Origin of the sequence: Syntrophomonas sp. DTU019 (assembly GCA_913757435.1) — a bacterium.
In the GTDB taxonomy this organism is placed as follows: domain Bacteria; phylum Bacillota; class Syntrophomonadia; order Syntrophomonadales; family Syntrophomonadaceae; genus DTU019.
Window position 1 is genome coordinate 124,366 of record CAJYDM010000006.1, and the last position, 24,982, is coordinate 149,347.

General features: G+C 50.7%; 20 protein-coding genes. 15 read left to right on the top strand and 5 right to left on the bottom strand.

Annotated features, from left to right (window positions below; genetic code table 11):
• The first annotated feature begins 77 nt into the window (after positions 1 to 77).
• From AC15IQ_RS13760 to AC15IQ_RS13775, 4 genes are all read left to right on the top strand, one after another.
• Positions 78 to 1,760 (top strand): ABC1 kinase family protein, encoded by a 1,683-nt coding sequence (locus tag AC15IQ_RS13760; RefSeq protein WP_483179820.1) that lies wholly within the window; start codon positions 78 to 80, stop codon positions 1,758 to 1,760.
• Positions 1,761 to 2,106: 346 nt separating this feature from the next.
• Entirely contained in the window at positions 2,107 to 4,080 is a 1,974-nt protein-coding gene (locus tag AC15IQ_RS13765) for an oxidoreductase (protein WP_483179821.1), read from the top strand.
• A gap of 39 nt (positions 4,081 to 4,119) precedes the next feature.
• Entirely contained in the window at positions 4,120 to 4,773 is a 654-nt protein-coding gene (locus AC15IQ_RS13770; RefSeq protein WP_483179823.1) for a potassium channel family protein, read from the top strand.
• Positions 4,774 to 4,796: 23 nt separating this feature from the next.
• Positions 4,797 to 6,116 carry a TrkH family potassium uptake protein gene (locus AC15IQ_RS13775; RefSeq protein WP_483179824.1) on the top strand — a complete coding sequence of 440 codons (1,320 nt, stop codon included), beginning with the start codon at positions 4,797 to 4,799 and terminating at the stop codon, positions 6,114 to 6,116.
• A 38-nt stretch (positions 6,117 to 6,154) separates the two neighbouring features.
• Here AC15IQ_RS13775 and AC15IQ_RS13780 read toward each other — a convergent pair whose 3' ends face one another.
• The 3 genes from AC15IQ_RS13780 to AC15IQ_RS13790 all read right to left on the bottom strand — a co-directional run bounded on the left by AC15IQ_RS13780 (position 6,155) and on the right by AC15IQ_RS13790 (position 8,659).
• The gene (locus AC15IQ_RS13780; RefSeq protein WP_483179826.1) at positions 6,155 to 6,724 is read right to left on the bottom strand and encodes a nitroreductase family protein; all 570 of its coding nucleotides are present in this window, start codon (positions 6,722 to 6,724) and stop codon (positions 6,155 to 6,157) included.
• Between the two features lie 78 nt (positions 6,725 to 6,802).
• Positions 6,803 to 7,705: an SMODS domain-containing nucleotidyltransferase gene (locus AC15IQ_RS13785; protein WP_483179828.1), complete on the bottom strand. Its 903-nt coding sequence runs from the start codon at positions 7,703 to 7,705 to the stop codon at positions 6,803 to 6,805.
• 123 nt (positions 7,706 to 7,828) lie between these two features.
• Positions 7,829 to 8,659, bottom strand: coding sequence for an SDH family Clp fold serine proteinase (locus tag AC15IQ_RS13790; RefSeq protein WP_483179830.1), 831 nt, complete (start codon positions 8,657 to 8,659; stop codon positions 7,829 to 7,831).
• Positions 8,660 to 9,097: 438 nt separating this feature from the next.
• Here AC15IQ_RS13790 and AC15IQ_RS13795 point away from each other — a divergent pair, with 438 nt between their 5' ends.
• The 7 genes from AC15IQ_RS13795 to AC15IQ_RS13825 all read left to right on the top strand — a co-directional run bounded on the left by AC15IQ_RS13795 (position 9,098) and on the right by AC15IQ_RS13825 (position 18,321).
• Complete coding sequence (locus AC15IQ_RS13795) at positions 9,098 to 11,536, top strand: sodium-translocating pyrophosphatase (protein ID WP_483179831.1); 2,439 nt, start codon at positions 9,098 to 9,100, stop codon at positions 11,534 to 11,536.
• A gap of 195 nt (positions 11,537 to 11,731) precedes the next feature.
• Positions 11,732 to 13,921, top strand: a complete 2,190-nt coding sequence (locus AC15IQ_RS13800; RefSeq protein ID WP_483179833.1) for a nitrogenase component 1 — start codon at positions 11,732 to 11,734, stop codon at positions 13,919 to 13,921.
• Positions 13,890 to 15,194 carry a nitrogenase component 1 gene (locus AC15IQ_RS13805; protein ID WP_483179834.1) on the top strand — a complete coding sequence of 435 codons (1,305 nt, stop codon included), beginning with the start codon at positions 13,890 to 13,892 and terminating at the stop codon, positions 15,192 to 15,194. Before AC15IQ_RS13800 ends, AC15IQ_RS13805 begins: the two co-directional genes overlap by 32 nt.
• A gap of 93 nt (positions 15,195 to 15,287) precedes the next feature.
• On the top strand, positions 15,288 to 15,725 hold the full coding sequence (locus AC15IQ_RS13810) for a Fur family transcriptional regulator (protein WP_483179836.1): 438 nt from the start codon (positions 15,288 to 15,290) through the stop codon (positions 15,723 to 15,725).
• Positions 15,722 to 16,681: a metal ABC transporter substrate-binding protein gene (locus AC15IQ_RS13815; RefSeq protein ID WP_483179837.1), complete on the top strand. Its 960-nt coding sequence runs from the start codon at positions 15,722 to 15,724 to the stop codon at positions 16,679 to 16,681. Before AC15IQ_RS13810 ends, AC15IQ_RS13815 begins: the two co-directional genes overlap by 4 nt.
• Positions 16,678 to 17,445 carry a metal ABC transporter ATP-binding protein gene (locus AC15IQ_RS13820; RefSeq protein ID WP_483179839.1) on the top strand — a complete coding sequence of 256 codons (768 nt, stop codon included), beginning with the start codon at positions 16,678 to 16,680 and terminating at the stop codon, positions 17,443 to 17,445. The genes AC15IQ_RS13815 and AC15IQ_RS13820 overlap by 4 nt, the downstream gene beginning before the upstream one ends.
• A gap of 36 nt (positions 17,446 to 17,481) precedes the next feature.
• A complete protein-coding gene (locus AC15IQ_RS13825; RefSeq protein ID WP_483179840.1) occupies positions 17,482 to 18,321 on the top strand; it encodes a metal ABC transporter permease in 840 nt (279 codons plus the stop codon).
• Positions 18,322 to 18,332: 11 nt separating this feature from the next.
• Here the strand turns inward: AC15IQ_RS13825 and AC15IQ_RS13830 are convergent, their stop codons facing one another.
• Positions 18,333 to 18,992, bottom strand: a complete 660-nt coding sequence (locus tag AC15IQ_RS13830; protein ID WP_483179842.1) for a PIG-L deacetylase family protein — start codon at positions 18,990 to 18,992, stop codon at positions 18,333 to 18,335.
• A 331-nt stretch (positions 18,993 to 19,323) separates the two neighbouring features.
• Here AC15IQ_RS13830 and larE point away from each other — a divergent pair, with 331 nt between their 5' ends.
• The 3 genes from larE (at position 19,324) to larC (ending at position 22,313) form a co-directional block, all read left to right on the top strand.
• Positions 19,324 to 20,124 carry an ATP-dependent sacrificial sulfur transferase LarE gene (gene larE, locus AC15IQ_RS13835; RefSeq protein WP_483179844.1) on the top strand — a complete coding sequence of 267 codons (801 nt, stop codon included), beginning with the start codon at positions 19,324 to 19,326 and terminating at the stop codon, positions 20,122 to 20,124.
• Positions 20,125 to 20,194: 70 nt separating this feature from the next.
• Positions 20,195 to 20,965, top strand: coding sequence for a nickel pincer cofactor biosynthesis protein LarB (gene larB, locus AC15IQ_RS13840; protein ID WP_483179845.1), 771 nt, complete (start codon positions 20,195 to 20,197; stop codon positions 20,963 to 20,965).
• A 13-nt stretch (positions 20,966 to 20,978) separates the two neighbouring features.
• Positions 20,979 to 22,313 carry a nickel pincer cofactor biosynthesis protein LarC gene (gene larC / locus AC15IQ_RS13845; RefSeq protein WP_483179847.1) on the top strand — a complete coding sequence of 445 codons (1,335 nt, stop codon included), beginning with the start codon at positions 20,979 to 20,981 and terminating at the stop codon, positions 22,311 to 22,313.
• Between the two features lie 2 nt (positions 22,314 to 22,315).
• On the opposite strand, the gene AC15IQ_RS13850 is transcribed toward larC, so the two are convergent.
• A complete protein-coding gene (locus tag AC15IQ_RS13850) occupies positions 22,316 to 22,543 on the bottom strand; it encodes a hypothetical protein (RefSeq protein WP_483179849.1) in 228 nt (75 codons plus the stop codon).
• A gap of 335 nt (positions 22,544 to 22,878) precedes the next feature.
• Between AC15IQ_RS13850 and fusA the strand changes: the two genes are divergently transcribed.
• Entirely contained in the window at positions 22,879 to 24,900 is a 2,022-nt protein-coding gene (gene fusA, locus AC15IQ_RS13855; protein WP_483179851.1) for an elongation factor G, read from the top strand.
• Positions 24,901 to 24,982: the final 82 nt, after the last annotated feature.

The following is a 24,982-nucleotide window of genomic DNA, read 5'->3' on the forward strand; positions in this document are numbered from 1 at the left end:
GGACAATATGTTAAACTGCAGATAGTGTGTAATAACAGAATATTCCTCAATTTTCATTAATGTATTAGGTGATAGCTTTGAAAAAGAAAACTGCTTATTGGGCCGGAATACAGCGCTCATATATCGTCGTAAAATTATTCCTTGATATCTTCTGGGCCTTTTATGCCTTACGTTTCCGCAAGATAGGTCACCGCCCTGAGTGGATCGAACAACAGAAGCAAAAATTGTATATCTCCCAGGCCCACTATTTTAGAGTGACCGCTGTTAAGCTGGGCGGGTTATTGATAAAACTGGGGCAATTTCTCAGCACCCGGGTGGACATCCTGCCACAGTCGTCGATTAAGGAACTTGCCGGGCTTCAGGATGAAGTGGCTGAGGTGCCTTTCGAGGAAATCAAACTCTTGGCGGAGGACGAATTGGGACAGCCGTTGAACGAGGTTTTTGCTCACTTCGAACCTCAGCCTCTGGCAGCGGCATCGTTGGGACAGGTCCATACCGCCTATCTACTAGACGGGAGAAAAGCAGCGGTCAAAATACAGCGCCCCGGCATTGATGAACTGGTGGAAATCGACCTTAAATCAATTCGTAAAGTTGTCGCCTTTATAAAGAGGTTTACCGATTGGCAAAGATTTATCGACCTGGATGCCATCTATGAGGAATTTGCCGAAACCTTAAGAGAAGAGTTGGACTATATTCAGGAAGGGCACAATGCTGAAACCATTGCTGCCAACAGTCGTGAGGACGAGTTGTTTGCTTCGCCCTCTATCTATTGGGAATACACCACCAGGCGAGTATTGACCATGGAATTCATGGAAGGCATCAAGATTACCGATCATGAACAAATAGCTGCCGCGGGCTTAGACAGAAAGAAAATCGCCTCTCATTTGCTGGGTATATATGTGCGCCAAATACTGATTGACGGTTTCTATCATGCCGATCCACATCCTGGCAACCTTTTTGTCACCACTGAGGGTGTGGTGATAATGGTCGATTTTGGTATGATAGGCTCAGTTGCAAACGAGATGCGTCCCTTGTTGATCGACCTGGTGCTGGCTTTAACACAGCGGGACTACTTCGCTGTGGTAGAGCAGCTGAAGCGGCTGGGATTTTTGCGAAGAGATGCCGACAACCTCCTCCTGGTGAGAGCGGTCTCCATATTTCTGGAGCACACTCTTGGCAGCGGGACGGATATTAACAGCACCGACCTGCAGGTTTTCCTCAAAGACCTGGAGCGACTTCTTTACGAGCAACCCTTTCAGATTCCGGCCCGTTTCACCTTCCTGGGCCGTGCCCTGGGCACCCTGTATGGCATCTGTGTTGATCTGGATGCGGAAATAAATTTTATCGAGGTTTCTCGTCCTTATGTGGACAAATTCCTGGGCAGCAAAAACAGCGCTTATACCATTGCCCTGGAAAAAGCCCGCGGATTGGGCAAGGCCTTGATAGATATCCCCGGCCTTCTGGAACGGGTGCTGGTCAAAGCTGAGCGGGGCGATCTGCATCTCAAGATGGATGCACCCGATTTTAAGGAGGCCATGGCAGATAATACCCGAGCTTTGCTGTCCCTGGGGTGGGCGCTAGTATTCGGTTTCGTTCTGCTGGCCTCAGTATTTTTATTAACTGAAGGTCATTTGCTGGAGGCTCGCATCGGGGCCGGGCTTTGTATACTGACCTTGCTCATGATGGCGCGCAGCCGCCGCAGACCTATGCGAAGAAAGGCTCCACACCCGCCCATAATGGTGCGCCGCGGTCCGGATTGAATGAGGTGGAAAAAGGAACGATGCAGTCATTGGATGCGGAAGCTCTGCCGCCTTTGCTTGGGGCAAGCTATACTAAACAATGGCCTGTGCAGAGCTTATGAAAGTGGTGCCAGTGAGGGTAGTGGCATCACCACGCGGGCAGAGGTGGCCATATGGAACCCTTATTAGGAGGTTCGGCAGGTATTTTTTTTATTATAGTTGGAGATTCTTCGCATCCGGATCCTAGAAAGGCGTTATTAATTGTCTCTTAATGCACTACAATTAGTATAATTTCATTTAAAAGGTTGTTCGAGCTTTATCTGAGTGGCAGCATTGATCAAATGCCCACGAGCGAGGAGGAAGTAATATGCTGTTTGACCCTATACAAATTCATAATCTTGAGGTACGCAACCGCATAGTGATGCCTGGATTCCATCTCAATTACGCTCACCAAGGGGCCATCACCGATAAGTTGGTCAATTTCTACGAGGCTCGTGCTAAGGGTGGAACCGGACTGCTTGTGGTTGGTGGAGCGGCTATCGAACCTAATGGGGTTTTCTCAGGCTGGATCTCCATGCACGATGACAGTCTTATTAACAGTCATCAGCGCCTGACCACAGCGGTTAAATCAAAGGGAGCCAGGATAGGATTGCAGTTGATGCAGCAAGGGCGATATTCGGCTGCTTTCCGTGAAGGCTTTGAGGTATTGGCACCTTCACCGGTGCGCTCCCGTCTGACCGGGTTTATGCCTCGTGAGTTATCCATTGACGAAATACATAAAATGGTTGCATATTTTGGCGCTGCTGCCCGTCGGGCTCGCGAGGCCGGCTACGACCTGGTTGAGATCAGCAGTTCAGCAGGGTACCTGGTCAATCAATTCCTTTCACCGTTCACTAATCTGCGCCAGGATGAATACGGCGGTTCCCTGGAGAACCGAATGCGCTTCGGACTTGAGGTCATAGCCGAGGTGCGCCGCCAGGTAGGCCCTGACTATCCCATCAGCGTAAGATTGGGAGGAAAGGACTTTATGCCTGGTGGCACTAATTGGAAAGATGTGCTGGATTTTGCGGTGGAGCTGGAAAAAGCCGGGGTAAACATGTTTAACGTCACCGGGGGATGGCACGAAACCCCGATCCCCCAGCTTAATGGTGAGGTGCCGGCAGGGGCCTTCAGCTATCTGGCCAGCAGGATTAAGAACCGAGTTTCAGTTCCGGTGGTCGCCAGCAATCGCATCTCTTCTCCGCAGGTTGCTGAACAGATACTATTATCCGGCCAGGCCGATATGGTCTCCGTCGCTCGCGGTAATCTGGCTGATCCTAGTTGGGCGCTAAAGGCTCAACAAGGCGGGACCATTAGAAAATGCATCGCCTGCATGGTGTGTCTGGATCAAATCTTTAAAGGCAATTCGGTCATCTGTTCAGTTAACCCACTGTGCGGCAATGAAAACCTGGATATAGCCGCGGCACAGCCTAAAAAGAAGATACTTGTGGTGGGGGCAGGACCTGCCGGTCTGGAAGCAGCGACAACCCTGGCGGAAAGGGGGCATCAGGTAACTGTATGGGAGAAGCAGGCTGCTATTGGGGGACAATGGCGGATAGCTGCAGTCCCACCCGGTAAAGGTGACTTTTTGCCGCTATTGAGTTATTATGAAGAACGCATAGCCCATACTGGAGTAGATTTGATACTGGGCAAGAACGCAACCGCGGAGGAAATCCGTGCCTGGGGAGCAGATGCTGTAATCATAGCTAGCGGGGCTGTACCCGAGAGTCGGGTGCCATTCTCATGTGAAAATGTTGAGGTGGTGCAAGCATGGGATGTTCTGGCCGGAAAACCTGTAAAAGGTCGCCATATAGTCATTGTCGGCGGGGGCTCGGTAGGATGTGAGACCGCCCTGTACCTGGCTGAAAAGGGCACCCTGGATGCTGATACTGCCAGGTTTATGCTCATTCATGAAGTAGAGACGCCTGAAGAGATCCGCAGACTGCTGTTGAACGGGTGTTACCATATCTCTATAGTTGAACAGCAGAAAACCCTGGCCCGCGATATGAACAACGCCACGCGCTGGCTATTGATTAAAAACCTGAATATGGCCGGTATCAATGTCTTTAATCGAACTATGGTTGAAGGCATCACTGCTGCGGGGGCGGTATTGAAAAACGATGATGGTCTGCAAAATATTGAAGTGGACACGGTGGTCTTAGCCCTTGGTTCAAGAGCCGACAATTCCTTATATGAGGCTTTGTCTGACCAGCCTGAGGTCTACCTGCTGGGCGACGCGCGCCAGCCGGGCAAGATCCATGAAGCTATACATGAAGCCTTTAAACTGGCTTGCAGTCTCTGATGGCAGCAAAATTCTGATAAGTGGACAGGGGAATGCAGCATGAAAAATATGCAATTTGCAGTATTAGGGCTGGGGCGCTTCGGCATCAGTCTGGTCAGGGAATTGAGCCGCATGGGTCTGGATGTCCTGGGAGTCGATTCCGATCCTAATAAAGTCAATTTGGTGAAAGATATTGCCACCTATGCGGTAGAGGCGGACAGCACTGACGAGCAGGTCTTAAAAACCCTGGGTATAAGGAATTTCGATGTGGTAGTGGTAGCCATCGGCGAGAATGTGCAGTCCAACATCTTAACCACTATTCTGCTTAAGGACATGGGTGTTCCGATGGTGGTTGCGAAAGCGCAGAATAATCTGCACGGACGGGTGCTGGAAAAAATAGGCACTGATCTGGTCATATACCCGGAGCGGGACATGGCCATCCGGGTGGCCCAGTCATTGGTAACCAAAAGTGTGCTCGATCACATCAACCTATCCAGTGAATACAGCATTGTTGAGATGATCACCCCGGATCTATTTGTCGGCAAGACCTTAAGAGAGAGCAATATCCGTGAAAGACACCAGGTCAGCATCATTGCCCTTAAACGCGGGGATGAAATCATCGTCAATCCCACCCCTGACCAGTCCATCCTGGCCAAAGACATACTGGTGGTGTTGGGCAAAATCAAACACCTCGATAAACTCAGCGATTTGTAATCGAGGCAATGCGGAGGCTAGGGATGGATCGTTTTCGTTTAAATCCTCCCCAGGTGGTTGCGGGCGGTTTTCTACTCCTGATAATTTTGGGCAGCCTGCTGTTGGCTGCACCCTGGGCGACCGCCAGCGGACAGGGCGACTGGCTGACGGCGGTCTTTACCTCCACTTCAGCGGTATGTGTGACCGGTCTGGTAGTTGAGGATACCGCTGCCTATTGGAGCCCGTTCGGGCAGGTCGTTATCATGCTGCTGATGCAGCTGGGTGGTCTAAGCATCATGGCTATGGCCACGTTTTATGCACTGCTGTTTCACAAGCGCATTGCCTTAAAGCAGAGGATGTTCATGCAGGCTACGGTTAACAAATCCTCACCGGGGGGTATTGTCAGTCTGTTCCGTTATCTGCTGATATTCAGCCTGGGTCTGGAGTTGCTTGGGGCGCTGATCCTTACCGTGCACTGGAGTTCACAGTTAGGCTTTCCCAGGGCTCTGTACTTCGGCATGTTTCACTCCGTTTCCGCCTTCAACAATGGCGGGTTCGACCTGTTCGGCAATTTTACCAGCCTCAGTCACTTCAGAATCGATGCTCTGACCAATCTGGTCATCTCGGTGCTTATAATTTCCGGGGGATTGGGTTTTGTTGTAATAGCCGAAATAATCAATTTTAAAAACCAGCGTCGGTTCTCCTTACACACCAAGATCGTCTTGTCTACTACTGCCATATTACTGGTGTTGGGAACTATCTTCATACTTACAGCCGAATTCCATCACTCCCTGGCGGGTTTGACCTTGCCCGGGAAAATGCTGACCGCCTTCTTTCATTCTGTTACCCGAACCGCTGGATTCGTAACCGTTGATATTACCAACTTCTTTCAAGGTACACAGTTTTTTATAATTCTTTTAATGTTTATCGGGGGATCGCCAGGTTCAACCGCCGGGGGGATCAAGACGGTTACTTTCGCAGTCGTATGGGCCGCCATTATCAGTCAGATGCAGGGTAAGAAAGACGTAGAGATTTTCAGGAGGCGTATTCCACAGCGGGATGTTATCCGGGCATTGGCCATAATAGCCTTGTCGGGATTCTATGTTTGCGCCACCATCCTGCTCTTAACCTTTATACAGGGAGCGGACAGTCTTGACAAAATCGTATTTGAGGTGGTTTCAGCCTTTGCTACCGTAGGGCTTTCTCTTAATTTTACCCCTGAACTCAATACCCTGGGCCGCTGGCTGATCATTCTGACCATGTTCATAGGCCGAGTAGGACCTTTGACCCTGGCGGTGGCCTTTGCACAACAGGAGCGGCAGGTTGACATCCGCTATGCCGAGGAGGAGGTCATGATAGGCTAAGCAAGGGGAAGGCAATGCCTTCCCCGCTAGGTTTCCTTCTATTTAAACCAGGTGACTTTTTGTTTAAGATCCGGATCCAGGCGAGGCGGGGCTTTGGGTATGAATTCGGGATAACCGATGGGGGTCACGGCTACAATCTCTTTGTCCTCCCCAATAGAAAGCAGTTCCCGCAAAAAGGCTTCTTCCTGCAGCGGTCCTGTCATCCAGCAACTCCCCAGGCCTTCGGCACAGGCTGCCAGGAGCAGATTCTCAAAAGCTGCACATACTCCCTCCAGATGCATTTTGCGCATCACCTCGTTTTTCTGTGCTGGAGCCAGAGCCAATATAACCACCGGTGCACCAAAGAAATTGCGGATATTATCCATGTAAGGTCCGCGTTTGTCGGGATCCATATTTTCTGCCAGAGGAGCATAGATCCTGGCCAGGCTTTCTCCCATGTCCTCTAATTTGTCGCCTGTGACCACCACGAATTCCCAGGACTGAGTGTTCATGCCTGAAGGAGCCCAATTGGCAGCATCAAGGATTTTGTAGATGATCTCCTCAGGAACCATGTCCGGCTTGTACTTGCGCACCGCCCGGCGTGCGCGGATCACATCGTAGAACTCCATCTTCTAAAACCTCCTTACAGCATAATGATTTAAAAAGATGATGCCATCAGCATCAACTATTGTGAAACCCCCGTCCGCCTATAGTATCTGTTTTATGTCCGGGAACAAAGGGCCATAAATCTGTTTCCAGATCTGGTTGGCTTCATAATGGTTCTCGTTTTGCTCATGCTCCACCGCCTGGGAGGCCAATTTGAAGTCTTCGTTAGCATAGGCACCAAAATCCTCAGTGGAAGGCAATTCGCGGTTGCTGCCCTGCGCATAATACATGGCCTGGTTCTTTCTGCGGCCTGCTAGGTATTCCAAGAAATCCCGTCCCATGATGCCGTAATACCCAAAAGCGGTATCATTATTCTCCCATTCATCCATAAAGGTCACCACCAGGGTATCCAGGAGCATCCCGGAGATAGGTACCTGGTGCTCAGCCCTCCAGGCTCGCATCATTCTGGCCAGATGTTTGGTTTTACCGCTGTAGCGGTAGTTGGAATTTTCCATTACCTCGATTTCCCGGAGCGGGTGAAAAGTAGACCATCCAGTTATATTTTTGAGGTCAGGGTAGATGTGACTCTTCTTCAGCGGGAATGCTGGTATGATTTCGAATTGCAGCTTATGCAGCGATGGTATGATAATGTGGCAATGGTCAGACAATTGCACCATGGGAAAGATATCCTCGATCAATTCCCGGACTTCCTCTATCAAGACCCGGGGAGCCTTTTGATGCCATACCTCAAGCCGTTTCTGCACCCGCGGCGGTAATTCAAAAAGGATGTTGATATTGGATACCCCTTTGATAGCTGTGCCCCGGCCATAAGAACCGATAAAACTAGCATTTTTGCTATCCGAACGGTACCCCCAATAATTGTTGTTCATATGTCTGGTGATGGCCCGAAAGGTGTCAACAATGAAATCGTTGTGTTCAACAGTCAAATTCTCAAGAAATGCCTGGAATTTCTCTGCAACCTTGAATGCACCTTTTTTATCCATCTTAGATTCCAGCCCCTTCGGTTTTTGTTACCATTTTATCATATCAAAGCACCTAAATGTACATTCAGCCCCGCCGCAAGGCGAGGCTGTTGATAACCAGTATATTTAGTATTTAAGGCAACATCATTCCTTTGGAGTACGACGGTAAGGTATGGGCACATACTCCACTGATGGGATCTGGCGGGCAGGTTGGGGAAAGAGGTCCATCAATTCATAAATATACTCGGGCAGATTGCAGTTGACCGGCAATCCCATGTCTGACAGCGTGGAGCACACCAGGGCAAAATCATGGGTCCAGCGGCCTTCACTCAATATCTGGGCTACATGGCGGGCAGCTTCTTCTTCCAGACGCGGCATCATGACATCTACGGCAGTCTCGAAAATCTGCTGTGTAGCCTTTTCTGCCACATCAGCCAGGATTATGGTCTGGTCATCGATTTCCGCCACCGGCTTTTCGCGCAGAACACGAATAATGGAACTGGCCGGGTACTGAGCAATCTGAGGGTCTATGGGACCCAACACCGCATTTTCATCCAGAAGGATCTCATCAGCCGCCAGGGCAATCAGGGTCCCGCCTGACATGGCATAATGGGGGATAATAGCGGTAACCCGCGCAGGGTGCCTTTTTAAGGCCCGGGCGATCTGTTCGGCTGCCAGGGCGATTCCGCCCGGGGTATGCAGAATAATGTCTATGGGCATGTCGTCAGGAGTCAGGCGAATGGCCCGCAAGACTTTCTCGGAATCCTCCATGTCGATAAAGCGCCTTAAGGGGATTCCTAAAAAACTGAGTGATTCCTGGCGGTGGATCAGCGTTATGACGCGACTCTTGCGCTCCATCTCAATGCGGCGCAAAAAGGCCAGCCGCGAGGACATGATGCGTCTCTGTTTAAGCACCGGCATAAAGGCCATAAAAATAAATATCAGCCAGAACAGAGAACCTATGTCGAATTGCATGATATCATCCTCCTATTTATGAAAAAAGCCGGCAAGACATCCTCCGGCAATATAATTGTACACTGTGGTTATGACAAGTCAAGCCTAAGCCCCAGATTCGGCGAGATTCTACAAGATAATCAGGCATTTTTCGGTGAATGCTCATCATCATTGCAAAGTCCTCAGTATCGTTCTATACTGATGTTTGCAGTTTCTGGTTAAAATAATAATATAAGAATACTGTGATACCTTTGCTTTATAACATTTCCACTAACCCTTACCTATTTGTACTAATCGCAGCCAAATGGGACAAGGGTATTACTATTATTGGGGCAGCCTCATTGCGTGGTTAGGCCGGAGGAGGGAGACAACGGGATTTAAGATAATCAAAGATTTGATTAGCATTTACATCTGATTTACAATGTTGTTCAGTATTACTTCGAAGGAAGGGGTGTCGTCTTGAAAAACCTGATCCAAAGGGGCCTGTGGGGTTCCCTGCTTAGTTTGCCGGTGATACTCTCACAACCGGTCATGGCCCTGGCCAGTGAAGCCGACCTGATTTTGCCAGATTTCGCAGCCAACCATCACAACCTGCTGGTTTATGGCATACTTATCTGTGTTTTAGGCATGGCCTTCGGCTATTATCAATTCGTTAAAGTTAAAGGCCTTAAGGCCCATCAATCCATGCTGGATGTGGCCAACATCATCTATGAGACCTGTAAAACCTACTTGATTCAGCAAGGCAAACTGCTGTTCATTTTGTTCCTGTTCATCGCCTTTTGTATAGCTTTCTATTTCGGTTATCTGGGCGAGATGCACATCGGTTCAGTGCTCTTGATCCTGGGATGGACGGTCATAGGCATCCTGGGTTCCTATAGTGTAGCCTGGTACGGCATCCGCATGAACACTCTGGCTAACAGCCGGACTGCTTTCTCCTCACTGGAGACCAAGCCGCTTAAACTTTTGAACATAGCTCTGGATGCCGGTATGAGCATCGGGGTCTTATTAGTGTGCGTTGAATTGATCATGATGCTGATCATTCTTCTGTGGGTTCCCAAAGAACTGGCCGGCGCCAGCCTGATAGGTTTCGCCATCGGTGAATCACTGGGAGCCAGCGCCTTGCGTATCGCCGGGGGAATATTCACTAAGATCGCTGACATCGGTTCAGACCTTATGAAAATCGTCTTCGGCATCAAAGAAGACGACCCCAGAAATCCTGGTGTCATCGCCGACTGCACCGGAGACAATGCCGGTGACAGCGTAGGCCCGACCGCAGACGGCTTTGAGACCTACGGGGTAACCGGGGTGGCCCTGGTGACCTTCATCGTCCTGGCGGTACTGCCGGCCCTTTCGGCCACCTTGATCGCCTGGATCTTCATATTGCGCATACTGATGATTATCACCTCCATAGCTGCTTTCTACATCAACCGGGCTTACAGCCAGAGCCGCTTTGGAGCCAAAGACGATTTCGACTTCGAACAGCCCTTGACCAGCCTGGTATGGATCACCTCTATACTGTCCATCGCAGCTACCTTTGTGGCCAGCTACTTCCTGTTAGGGCCGAATTCAGGAGTTCCTGAAGAATTGTCCCAGCTGTGGGTAGTGCTCTCCGTGATCATCAGCATAGGCACTTTAGGAGCAGCCTTGATCCCTGAATTCACCAAGATATTCACCAGCCCCAACTCCAGTCATGTGGCTGAAGTGGTAAAAGCCTCCCGGGAAGGCGGGCCTTCATTAAACATCCTCTCCGGTATGGTTGCCGGCAACTTCAGCGCCTTCTGGATCGGCATGGTGTTCTTCGCCTTGATGTTTGGGGCCTATTATGCCAGCGGCTATGGCCTTAGTGACATCATGATCTATCCCTCCATCTTCGCCTTCGGTCTGGTGGCCTTCGGTATGCTAGGGATGGGGCCGGTCACCATCGCTGTAGACAGCTATGGTCCAGTTACCGACAATGCGCAGTCCATCTATGAACTGTCCCTGATCGAGGAGATCAAAGATGTAGATAAAGAAATCGAAGGCAAATACGGTTTCAAACCCGATTTCGAAAAGGCTAAGCATTACCTGGAAGCCAATGACGGAGCCGGCAACACCTTTAAGGCCACTGCCAAACCGGTGTTGATCGGTACTGCCGTAGTCGGCGCCACCACCATGATCTTCTCATTGATCCTGGTTATCGAGAAGGTTTTGGGAGTGAAGCCTGAAACCATTCTTACTATCTTGAACCCCTTCACCATCTTCGGCTTTATCGCCGGCGGATGTATTATCTACTGGTTTACCGGGGCTTCCACCCAGGCGGTCACCACCGGGGCTTATCGGGCGGTGGAATACATCAAAAAGAACATCCGTTTAGATGAGGATGCTGATCAGAAGGCATCAATCGAAAAATCCAAAGAAGTGGTAAAGATCTGTACTCAGTATGCTCAGCAGGGCATGTTCAATATCTTCATCGCCATCTTCTCCTTCACCATCGCCTTTGCCTGCCTGGCAGCGCCAAGATCTGGGGAAGAGGGCAACTTCGCGGTTTCACTGTTCGTGTCCTACTTGATCTCCATAGCCGTATTCGGCCTGTTCCAGGCGGTATTCATGGCCAATGCGGGCGGATGCTGGGACAACGCCAAAAAGGTGGTAGAAGTTGACCTGCAGGAAAAAGGCACCCCGTTGCATGAAGCAACCGTGGTAGGTGACACTGTGGGCGACCCCTTCAAAGACACCTCCTCGGTGGCGATGAACCCGATCATCAAATTCACTACCTTATTCGGACTCTTGGCCATGGAAATAGCCATCACCGAAGCCTTCAGAAATATCGCTCCTTCAGTGGGGCTGGTCTTCCTGTTAGTGGCGTTATTCTTTGTTTGGCGTTCTTTCTATGGAATGAGAATTCCGACGAAAGAGTAACTCACAAGCAAATAACCAACAAGGGGACTGTCAGCCTGGCAGTCCCTTTTTAATCCCCAAAAGCGCGGCCTGCGGCCAGGGCTTTGGATTTCATTGTGCTGCCCAGGGAAGGAAACCACCGGTCCATCTAGAATGGTACTATTAGTCCACGCGAGAGTTGGTTCGAAATTGGAAAAACTATAGTGAAGGGAACTGATGATGAAACAGATTGCTATTTACGGCAAGGGCGGTATCGGTAAATCAACCGTAGCCGCCCATATTTCCGCAGCACTGGCCAATAGGGGTCTGAAAGTGATGCAGGTGGGGTGTGATCCCAAACATGACTCCACCCGTCTTTTAACCTGCGGTCGTGCTGTTGTTACCGTTCTGGATTACCTTCAGAAAACATCCCCAGATCAGCGCCAACGGGAGGACATTATAGATGTGGGCTATGGCGGAGTATGGTGTGTAGAAGCGGGCGGTCCCAAACCGGGTGTGGGCTGTGCGGGGAGAGGAATACTGACCACCTTCGACCTGATCAAGAAACTGGGAGTCATGGACAGTGGGCTGGATGTGGTGATATACGATGTGCTGGGTGATGTGGTGTGCGGTGGTTTCGCCGTGCCCTTGCGCTATGAGTATGCTGACGAGGTGTATATCGTCACCTCCGGCGAGTTTATGTCACTATACGCAGCCAACAACATACTTAAAGGTGTACACAATTATGATATTCAGCCTCGCCTGGGAGGGTTGATCTTCAACCATAAAGGTCTAGCCGAAGAAGAACTACGGGTGCAGCGTTTCGCGGCAGCGGTCGGCCTCCCCATATGTGCAGTAATTCCGCGTAGTGAGGATTTCGCCATAGCGGAGCAAATGGCCTGTACCTTGTTCCAGAGCAGTCACAGTAAGCTGCACTCCCTGTTTGAAGACCTGGCTGCACAGATGGCAGCAGAGCATCAGTTATATCCGGCCCACCCCCTGGATCCGGAGCAGCTCGAGGAGTTGATCCTGAATCGTTATGTCATGCCCAGCAGTAAGGATATTGCTTATGAAGACAAGGCTTCTAAATTAACCCCAGATGCTCCAGCTGAAAAGGCCACGACATTGCTGTCCCTTAATGTGCGGAGGCGCGAGCCGCTGCACGGCTGCGCCTTTAATGGCGCTGTTAACGTAGCCATACAGGTACAGGATGCAGTGACCATAGCCCACGGCCCCAGGAGTTGTGCCCACGCCTCCTATCAGACCATCACCTCGGCGGGGCGCAAATCACAGTTTGAAAGAGGGGTATCCATGCCTGCCCATATATTGCCGCCTTTGATCAGTTCCGACCTTAATGAAGGACGTTTAATATTCGGAGGCATCTCAGAACTGCGCAAGAGGATCATAGAAGTGCAGGCTTGTCAGCCTCGGGCTATTTTTGTGGTCACAACCTGCCCGACGGGTATCATTGGCGATAATTTGGAGGAGATCATGGATCTGGATGACCATCATAAAACCCGGTTGATTGCCCTGGAGGCCGATGGCAATATAAGTGGTGATTATTTGCAGGGGATGATCACCGCCTATGTAGAGACCGCCCGGGCCTTGATCGACCCGCACATCACCCCTGCAGGAGAATTGGTCAACATCATCGGAGAAAAGACTATCGCCAGCGTGACTGAACCTAATCTAAAGATTATAAAAGAACTTTTAAGGCAAATCGGGGTGGGGATTAACTGCCGCTTCATCTGCCAGACCACGGTAGGGGAGATAGCAGGCTTTAAGAAAGCCCCCCTCAACCTGCTGGCTTATGATGATTACATGGGCCGCTTAATGCGCGATCACCTCGGTCTGAACTATGGGGCTGAATTTTATTCAAGACCGTTTCCGCGTGGATTTGAAGAAACCTCGCGATGGCTCGCGGAAATCGCTGCTTTCTTCGGCAAATCAGATCTGGTAAATGGAATTATAAATGCCTATGAGGAGCTTTATCGCCTGCAGATAGCGGGCCTGCGCCCGGCTTTGGAAGGCAAGCGTCTCATGGTGGTGACCTATAACCACGACATCGATTGGATTCTGGAACCGGCCCTGGATCTGGGGATGGAGGTTTGTCTGGTAGGAATCCTCAATTACTCACAGGACAACCATTTCCGCTCCCGTTTCAAGGGACAGTTCCCCTTAATCGAACCATATCCTCAGGACAGACGCCTGGAGGATGTAGCCCGACTTAAGCCCGACATATTCCTGTCTAACCATGCCCTGTCAGCATATGATAGTGGGGTGTTTACAGATGTGATTCCACTGTGCCCGCAGGTCGGTTTCCTCAGCGGGGTGGACCTGGCGCAGCGTTGGACTCAAATATTTCGCCATAATATCAACGAAGGGTGGAAAAGGGATGCGGCCTTGTACAGAAAATATCTGGCCTGATGCATTCAGCGGGGCTATATTCGCATTGGAGGGCATTAGGGATGTGGTGGTAATTTTGAACGGTCCTACCGGGTGCAAATTCTATCACAGCGCGATATCCGATTATCAGTACCCCCGCGACTTGTCTTTCGATCCGCTCAATTATCCCGAGATCTATTACTTCGGCCAGCCCAGAGTGCCTGCCACCTTTCTGGACGGTAATGATTATATCTATGGAGCGGCGTCAAAACTGGAGAAAATCTTGCAGCGGGTGGGAGGCAAACCCCAATACAAGTTGGTCACAGTGGTAAACTCCCCAGGAGCTGCCTTGATCGGTGATGACCTGCAGCGCCTGGCTAGAACCCACATCCCCCAGGTACCTTGTATCTGCATCGAAAACACAGGATTTTCGGGCGTATTCGCTGAGGGCTTTCAAAATGCACTTTTGCAATTGCTGTCCCACCTAAACCCACCCGGCCATCAAGGCGTAGAACCATACGTCAACCTGGTGGGACTGTCCATATACCACAAGCATTACCGTGGTTCCATTAAAGAGTTGCAACGGCTCTTATCTTTATGCGGTGTCAAAGTGCAAACCACCATGTGCTGTGGCAACAGCCTGGAGGAACTACGAAACTTTACCCGAGCCCGCTTAAACGTAGTGCTCGATCCCGATTATGGTTTAGAGGTATGCCAATGGATGAAGAGCCATCACCACATGCCTTATTTGCTCCCAGCCTCAGGTCTGCCGCTGGGCTTTGAAGCCACAGAAAGGTGGATAACCCAGGTGTGTTCCGCCTTAGGGGTCAACCCGCTTCCCGCCTTGGAAGACATCGAATCCTGCCGGGCCAGGGCTTTTCTGCATCTGTCCCGCTACAACTCAGTTACCGGATTGCCCCGAGGGGCAAGTTTTGCTGTAAAGACCGAACCGGCTCTGGCTGCAGCGGTGACGATATGGCTGCACAGTTACCTGGGCATGTTGCCTGCCGCAATTGAGTTGCTACCCTCCATACACCATTGCACGGCGCAGAAGCTGGAGGATTACCTGCGCTGTTACGGGCTCCACCAGGCATTTCACAGTAAGTTCATGGACTGCGGCGCAGATGTGTTGTTGTCGGACGGAAATACTCTGGGGCAGGCGCAACTGCTTCAAAAGCAGCCTTTCTGCGGCATAGAAATATCCCTCCCGTCTCTGGGGTACCTGGATGTGGTTGACAAATCCCTTCTGGGAGCTTCAGGAGCTATGTTGTTAATTGAGCAAATACTTAACGGTTTGCGCTTTGTATATAGTTGACGTTTTTTAAAAAAGATAATTCCTCGGTATAGCCTGTCTCTAAATGGTGTATAATAAATGCGAATCATTCCTATTCTTATTGGAGGGTTAAATTTGGACGCTATTGATTGGGATCAGACTATAAGAAAACTGGGGAAGAAATCGACCCCGCAACGCAGAGCCATTCTCACCGCGCTCTCCAGGATGAATCGACCAGCTACCGTTGAGGAGATTTTTGTAGCCGTTAGGGAGCATCACGAAACCAGTATTTCCACGGTTTACCGTAACCTGGAGTTGTTATTTTCAGAGGGACTGACAACTAAGCAGGGATTTCCCGGTGAAAAAACCCGCTACTGTCTGAAGCGAGAGCACCACGAACATACCCTGGTGTGCATCGATTGCCAGAAGATCGTGACTATCACCGGGTGCCCCCTGGAAAGTTATGCTATTGAAGTGGGCCGGCGCGAGAATTTTGTTGTAGTGGATCATCGCATGGAAATGTACGGTTATTGCCAGCAATGCAACCATCTCAGAGGGAGGTTGTCAAAGTGAGAAAAATCACCGTCAGCCTGTTGCTGCTGGGATTCATGTTGCTAACCGGTTGCGGGCTTGTCCCGCTGTCGGCTCATAAAACCAGCAGCCAGGGGCCAGCATCAGATGATTTTCACATCGTCACCTCTTTTTATCCCTTATATATTATGCTGTTAAATATCAGCGCTGACATTGACGGGGTCACAGTCACCAACCTGACTCGCAACGAGACCGGCTGCCTGCATGATTATCAACTGACTCCCGGCGATTTGCAGAAACTGCAAGAGGCTGATGTTTTGGTAATCAATGGAGCCGGCATGGAGTCTTTTATGGACAAGATCATGGCTCAGTTTCCTGATATCGCTGTGGTGGATGCCACCCGAGGCTTGGAGTTGATCGAACACCATGAAGAATTCGATCACCACGATGAAGTTAAACACCATGAAGAAGATAATCACCACGAAGAAGCCAATCCACATCTATGGGTGAGTGTTGCAGGGGCAGCTCAGCAAGTTGATAATATCAGCCGACAATTAGCAGTTCTGGACCCTGAACACGGTGAGGCTTACCTGGGGAATAGCCAGGTCTATATAGATAAACTGCGACAATTAGGGGCGGAGATGCATGAGGCTCTGGATACCGCACCCAGGCGCCATATCGTTACTTTTCATGAGGCCTTCGACTATTTTGCCAATGAATTCAACCTGGATGTAGTGGCGGTAGTTGAGCGGGAACCAGGATCTGAGCCCAGTGCCGGCGAACTGGCGCAAATAATTGAAGATATTAAGCAGCAGCAAGCCGTGGCGGTATTCACCGAACCACAGTATCCTCCCCAGGCTGCCGAAACCATCGCCCGTGAGAGCGGAGTGGCGGTATATGCCCTCGACCCGGGAGTGAGCGGCCCTGAAGATGCGGACGCCTATCTGCGCTTGATGAGGCAGAACATGGAAGTGTTGAAGAGGGCGTTATACCGATGAAAACAGATACTGCTTGCCAATCCTGCGGTTCAGCCTGCGGGTTGTGCGTCACTCAAATCAGCCATTTCAGTGTCAATATGCGTGGCAAATGTATTCTGGAGGATATAAATCTGCAGATCCACTGCGGACAGCTGACCGCTCTGGTGGGGCCTAATGGCGCCGGCAAATCGACCCTTTTTAAAGCCATACTGGGTGAAGTGCCACATGAAGGACAGCTGCAGTTTCTGAACAGTGAGGGCAAACGAAGTGCCAGGCCGAGAATAGGTTATGTGCCTCAGCGGCTCAACTTCGACCCCAATTCACCAATAACCGTCAGCGATCTGTTTGTCAGCGCCCTGGGGCGATTGCCGGCTTTATTAGGGGGATCCCGCCGCACCATCAGTATTGCCAGGCAGGCTTTAGACCGGGTCGAGGCCCAACACCTAATCAACCGCCGCCTGGGAGCCTTATCTGGAGGAGAACTGCAGCGCGTCCTCCTGGCCCTGGCATTAGAACCGGTTCCCGACCTTCTGCTCCTGGATGAACCTATTTCCGGTGTAGATTTTAAAGGTATGCAGTGTTTTTATCAAATCGTGGCTGAACTGCGAAAACAGTACGACCTATCGGTGCTACTGGTCTCCCATGACTTGAACGCAGTGGCTGACTATGCTGATAGGGTAATACTCTTGAACCGGGTAATACTCTGCGACGGGACACCGCTGCAAGTGATGAAACACCCTTTGTTTGAGTCTACCATGGGTATAGTGGAACACCGGGCGGTTTAAGGGTTGGGATCGATAGCGGTATGGAAGGAATAAGAGATGTACGAAGCCGTTACTGCCTTAGTGAGTTTATTGCCTTTTTCCTGGGCCAAATATGCCTTTATGCAGAATGCCTTGTTGGCCATACTTGTGGTGGTGCCCCTGTTTGCTCTGCTAGGGGCCATGGTGGTCAATAATCAGATGGCCTTTTTTTCCGACACCCTGGGACATTCAGCCTTGACTGGCATCGCCATTGGGGTCATCGTCGGGGTAAATGATCCCACCTGGTCGATGTTGATTTTCGCAGTTTTCATCGCCATAGCAGTCACGATAATAAAAGAACGGACGGGGACCTCGGCCGACACCATTATAGGCGCGGTTTCAGCTACCGCTGTCGCACTGGGGATCGTGATCCTGTCCAAAGGGGGCGGTTTCGCTCGCTACAGCCGCTATCTGGTGGGCGATCTGTTGAGCATCAGTCCTCAGGAAGTAACGGCTCTGGGACTGGTGCTGATCGCAGTCTTGGTGCTATGGTACATAATATTTAATCAACTGCTGCTTTTAAGCATCAATCCCTCTCTGGCAGGAAGCCGCGGCTTTCGGGTCAGACTGGTGGAAACCTGCTTTGCCGTCTCCCTGGCCATGGTGGTCACCTTCAGCATACAGTGGATAGGAATACTGATTATCAACGCGCTGCTGGTCCTGCCGGCTGCCGCAGCACGCAATGTGGCAGCGGGGATGAAGTCGTACCATCTATGGACCTTTTTAATAACCGCAGTATGCGGGGTCAGCGGTTTGATACTGTCTTATTACTGGGATACCGCCACTGGTGCCACTATCGTTCTTTTGGCAGCTTTATGCTATGTATTCACATTAATTCTCCGCCAGCCCGGGCGTTGACATTGAAAAAGTTACCGACCTTTTTTGAGGATTTCGAAGCATTCACAATATAAGCCTTTGCTGGTCATAACCCCACGGTACCGATTTAAGCCCTCAATAGCCTCATGATAATCGCGGTTTTCGATCTGTGATTGATGCACGGCCAGAGCTTGAAGTTTTATATGCATCTGCTGGCCTATGTCTTCCACATAGGTGATGTTTTGCAGCGGGGTCCAAACCTCATAGCACAGCACGTCCTTGACCAGCCAGGGTTTACCAGTGATATCCTGAAGGTAGCCGCTGTTAGCCCTTTCGATGGCTTCCAGGACGATCTCGTGGGTGGCCATATGGTCCTTGTGGCCGTCGTTTTTGTGGGGAATATAGACTATGTCAGGCTGTTGGGAACGGATCAAATTGATCACCGGAATGAGGGTGTCTTTGTTATAAGCCAGATAACCATCTTCGTTGCGCAAGAAGACCACCTCTTTTGTCCCCAGCAAAGCAGACGCCTGCCTGGCCTCATTCTCCCGTATCCGCGCCAGTTCGGCTTTTGAATAGCGGATATTGCCGGCTTCTCCCGAGGTGAGATAAACCACCGTCACCCGGTGGTCCATCTGAGCGTGTTTTATGATGCTGCCGCCGCATCCCAGCACATCATCATCGGGATGCGGAGAGAAGACCAGTATATTCATGTCCTGCCTCCTGACAATATGCTGATACCTTTAAGCCAGCTCATAGTTGTTTTGGCCGGGCTGAGAATAGACTAAGCAACGGTCAATTCCAGAGATGTATTGATTATTCTGCAGAAACGGGGCACAGAGATAGGTTCGGCCCCTGGCCTTTTATAGTGTATGGATACAACTTATCCGAAAGACCTGCTAATTTGTGGTTTTATCCCCAAAAAGCTTCATGTTTTTAGCGTCTGAATGTCATTTCTCGCACAACCTCTGGTTTTAGCCGGGCAGGTTATGGGATAATATGAAGGATAAATCCAAGCCTTGGCAGAGGCGGAGGATCAAGTATATGTACTGCGGAGCTGCTATCCAAGAAAAACTGCACACACTTAGGTCCATAATACAACCATACCGCAGCGCCTTGGTGGCCTTTTCGGGCGGGGTCGACAGCACTCTTCTCTTGACGGTGACCAAACAGGTGCTAGGTTCGGCAGTGACCGCGGTAACCGTAAGACATATGGCCCACTCTGAAGAGGAGATGCTTGCAGCCGTGGAAATTGCCCATGGTCTGGGGGTAAGGCATCATATTCTAGACGTTACCACTGTCAGTCGGCGGATTTTCGAAACAAATCCAATTGACCGTTGTTATCACTGCAAGCGTCTCATTTTTGAAATGTTGCTGGCAGAGGCCAGAGAGCATGATATGCAAACCGTTTTGGACGGATCCCATGCCGGGGACTTGGAGCAAGACCGCCCCGGACTGAGAGCACTGAAGGAACTAGGCATATCCATGCCACTGCAAGAGGCCGGCCTTAACAAAGCGGATATCCGCTTAATTTCCAGGCACCTGGGTCTGTCCACTCATGACAAGCCGGCCCGGCCATGTCTAGCCACCCGTTTTCTGCCCGGGGAGACTATAGACCAGCAAAAGCTGGGCATGATACAAAAGGCCGAATCCTACCTGGCAGGACTGGGATTATACGATTGCCGGGTCAGATTCCGCAACGGTGAAGCCCGCATTGAGACTACCCGGGAGGGAATGGACCTGCTCCTCAACCTGGAGGTGGTTGACGCAGTGAATGATGTGTTTTCTAAGCTGGGTTTTTCAGGAATACTTCTTGATTTCCACTGCTACCCGTCCCGGGAATGAGACCGTGTCAGCTCAGTAAGTAATGGGGCCAAATGTTCGGATCGCCCAGGCAGATAGAGGAGGAAAAAGATTGGATCAGGACCGCATCACGCAGCTCCTACAGGATTTCAAACAGGACCGGGTATCGCTTGAACAAGCCTTGGAAAAACTGCGCCAGCTTCCTTTTGAAGATCTGCATTATGCCAAGGTAGACCACCACCGCAGCATACGCCAGGGCTTTCCAGAGGTTGTATTTGCCGAGGGAAAATCAGAGGCACAGATCGAGGGTATCATTGAAGCCCTGCTTAAACAAGGCCATAATATTCTCACCACCCGCCTCAGTGCGGATAAATACAAATCTTTAGAAGGGCGCTGGGCAGGTATGGAATATCACCCCTTGGCCAGAGTTATGCTGATCCGCCACAAGGAAATCAAGCCTCTTCATGGCTTGGTTCTGGTGGCTACCGCCGGCACCTCTGACATCGGGGTAGCAGAGGAGGCCGCTCTGACCGCTGAGATGATGGGCAGCAAGGTACAGCGCCTTTACGATGTAGGGGTGGCAGGCATCCATCGCCTGCTGGCGTATCGGAGCTGTTTGGAGCAGGCTGATGTAATAATTGCGGTGGCCGGTATGGAAGGCGCCTTGCCCAGCATAGCAGCCGGCCTGACGGATAAACCGGTCCTGGCGGTCCCCACCAGCATCGGTTATGGGGCCAGCTTTGAAGGATTGAGCGCGCTTCTGGCCATGCTCAACAGCTGTGCCAACGGGGTGGCGGTATTTAATATAGACAATGGCTTCGGGGCAGGGTATTTTGCCAGCCGATTGATTAAACAGATGAACAGGTTTTCTGACAATAGATAAAGGCAGGTTGGACATGACAAAAGTATTGTATTTCGATTGTTTTGCCGGAATCTCAGGTGATATGACCCTGGGGGCGTTGCTGGATGTGGGAGCTGACCTGGACTATTTGCGTAGTGAACTGGTCAAACTGGATTTGGGCAATTTTAATATCACGGCGGGTAAAACCACCAAAAATGGCATCTCGTGTACTGATGTTGAGGTTGATTGGCCAGGCAAGGCCAAATCTTCCCACCATCTTAGTACATCCACAAGCGATTCTCAGCATTCTCATGAGGAAGACATCATCCCTTGCCATCATTGCCGCCAAACCCCCAAGCCAGAACCCCCTGAAGAAGTGCCGGTTCACTTAAATACTCAACATGGTCACTCTGCCCATCGAAATTTACAGGAGATTGAGGGGTTGATCAGCAGAAGCAGCTTGAACGACCGGGTCAAAACCCTTAGCCAGCAGATTTTTCAACGCCTGGCGCAGGCTGAGGCTCGTGTTCATGGCAAGAGCATTACCGAGGTTCATTTTCATGAAGTGGGTGCTGTCGATTCCATTGTTGATATTGTTGGCACCATGGTATGTCTGGATTATCTGGGGATTGAGCGCATCTATGCCTCGCCTCTGCATCTGGGCAGCGGTTTTCTGCAGTGCGCCCATGGCACCCTGCCGGTGGAAGCACCTGCCACTATGGCTTTGTTGGAAGGGGTGCCAGTGTATTCGACCGGAATAAAACATGAATTGGTTACCCCCACCGGAGCAGCCATCATCACCACACTGGCTCAGGGCTATGTGCCTTTACCGGAGATGGTGGTAAACCGTGTAGGTTATGGGGCCGGAGATAGCGAGTTGGAGATTCCCAACCTGTTGCGGGTGATTTTAGCAGAGGAAATTCCTTCTACACTGCTGATGCTGGAAACCAATATAGATGATATGAACCCTCAGATCTATTCCCACCTCTTTCCACTGTTATTGGAGGCGGGAGCCCTGGATGTGTATCTCACCCCGATCATAATGAAGAAGAACCGCCCTGGGGCGATTCTCAGCGTTTTATGTCCGCAGCCCCTGACAAGCCGCTTGGAGGAGATTATCTTTGCAGAGACCACCACCCTGGGTATACGCCGGGTGCCGGTCAGCCGCAGCAGCCTGCAGCGGGAGATCAGGCAGGTAGAGACCCCTTGGGGACAGGTCAGGGTCAAGACGGCTCTCCGTGAGGGGCGGGTGATAAGAGCTGCAGCGGAGTATGAGGATTGCAGCCGCATAGCCCGCGAGCAGCAGATTCCACTCCAGGTGGTTCTCGGAGTAGCAGGACGGGCCGCAGAAGATGCCTTTCTTGAGCCGGTGGCTTCGCGCCTGGACTAAGCTCAGCGCAAATAGAGGTAAATGGCCGCAGCAGTGAGGTAGATGGCGACCACCACAATGTAGGTCCATTTGCGGATCTTCTCCATCCTGGCCGTCTTTTTAATGGCCTTATCGATACGGGCTTCATCACGACGCCGTTTCAGTTCCTGCTCCTCCGGAGTCAAACCCTGCATGGCTATGGCCTGTTTTTCTCTTTCCCAGGCTTCCTTCTGCTCGGGTGAAAGTGTCATGTTCCATCCCCCCATCTGAGTGCATATCAATATGAAATATGCTTCTTATTATTTTAACCGTTTCCTCCAGCCGTGCTCAAGTCAGCTAATGTAAATCCACCCTGCTGCTCCAGGCAAGCATGAGTGAAGCACGAAATCCCGCCATATCGGTCTTGCACGCTTTTTAATAAGTCACCTGGTTTCATTGAAAAAATATTGACAACTGCTCAACGACCCCATATACTTAGTATTTGGGTGCATAAATTGGTATCAACCTAAGTAAACTAAGCAGTACAATTTCGGCATCACCTGGTGTAGTGCCGTTAATTTTTTTATTATGAAGGAGCATAAGTTCAATGCTGGAGAAACTCAGAAATATCGGCATCATAGCTCATATAGACGCCGGCAAAACCACCACCACGGAGAGAATATTATACTATACCGGGCTAACTCATAAATTGGGCGAGACTCACAACGGTGATAGCGTAATGGATTACCTTCCCGCCGAGAAAGAGCGGGGCATAACTGTTACTTCGGCTGCGGTGCGCTGTTTGTGGAAAGGCTGCCATATAAACATAATAGACACACCCGGGCACGTGGACTTCACGGCCGAGGTGGAGCGGAGCCTGCGAATCCTGGATGGCGCTGTAGTATTGTTTTGTGCCAAAGGCGGGGTAGAACCGCAATCAGAAACCGTTTGGAGGCAGGCTGACAAGTATCAGGTGCCTAGAATCGCTTACATCAATAAGATGGATGCCGTCGGAGCCGATTTCTGTTCAGTGGTCGATCAGATCAAACAGCGCCTGGGGGCCAACCCTCTGGTAATCAACCTGCCAGTTATTCAAAACGACACCTTCACCGGGGTCATAGATCTAATTGAAATGAGATATTATACATTCTGCGGTCCCAGCGGGGATCAAATAGAGTGCCAGGAAATACCCAAAGACAGCATAGAATTTGCTCTGCACTGGCAGAACCTGATGCTGGAGAGTCTGGCCGAGACCGATGAAACCCTTTTTGATCTTTATGTGGCCAACGAGGTCCTTCCGGTTAACCTGTTGCTCCAGGTTATTCGCCGCAATACCATCAGTGGAGATATGGTGCCAGTATTGTGCGGCAGTTCTTACCGCAATATCGGGGTTCAGAAACTCTTAGACGCAGTGGTTGATTTTCTGCCTTCACCGGTGGATGTGCCCCCGGTTAGAACGGTAGGCCAGGATAACGAAAATGTAATGGATATAGTTCCCAATTGTCAGGGTGAGCTGGCAGCATTGGTGTTCAAAATCGTGAGCGACCGGCACGTTGGCAAATTGGCCTTTGCCAGGATTTATTCAGGCTGCATACAGTCCGGCAGCTATATTTATAACAGCAGCCGTGGCAGCAAAGAGCGGGTAGGGCGCCTGGTGCGTATGCATGCCAACCACCGCGAAGAGATTGAACGGGTCGAAGCCGGGGACATAGTGGCATTGATTGGCTTAAAAGATGTAAACACCGGTGATACGCTGTGCCGTGAAGGGCAGAGTTTTCTGCTGGAATCCATCGAATTCCCGGAACCGGTCATCCAGATTGCCATTGAGCCTAAGAAGCAGACCGATCAGAGCCGTATCATGGAAGCACTGATGAGAATAGCGGCGGAAGATCCGACATTTAAGCTTTCCTATAATAAGGAAACCGGACAGACATTGATCGCCGGCATGGGAGAATTGCATCTGGAGATCATTGCTGACCGCCTGTCCAATGAGTTCAAGGTCAACTTCAATATTGGCAAACCTGAAGTGGCCTACAAAGAGACCATCACCCAAGCGGCCGAACAGACCACCCGTTATGTGAAACAGACCGGGGGCAAAGGGCAGTTCGCCCACCTGGTGTTGCGCCTCGAGCCTGCTGAGGGATTTGAATTTGTCAATAAGATCGTGGGCGGAGCTATACCGCGTGAGTATATCCCGGCGGTAGAAGCCGGCATCAAGCAGGCCCTGGAAGAAGGCGTGTTAAAGGGTTATCCAGTAGTCAATGTCAAGGCCACCTTACTTGACGGGTCGTTCCACGAAGTTGACTCTTCGGAGATGGCATTTAGAACTGCGGCCATGATCGCCACAAAAGACTGCATGCGCAAAGCGGGGCCGCAGCTGCTGGAACCGATGATGCGTTTAGAAATCACCGCGCCGGAGGAGTTTACCGGAAATATAATCAGCAATATTAGCAATCACCGTGGTCGTCTGCAATCAATGGACAGCGTCAACAATACTCAGATCATTCGCGGCTGTGTACCATTAGCGGAAATGTTCGGATATTCCACAACCTTGCGCTCTTTGACCCAGGGCCGGGCCGGTTTCTCTATGGAGTTCTCCCATTACGAGGACTTTCACATCGCATCTTAAGTAAAGATATGCAAACTTATATAAAAAACCAAGGAGCGGGATCAACCCGCTCCTTATCATTGATGCCATCATACTCATTGAT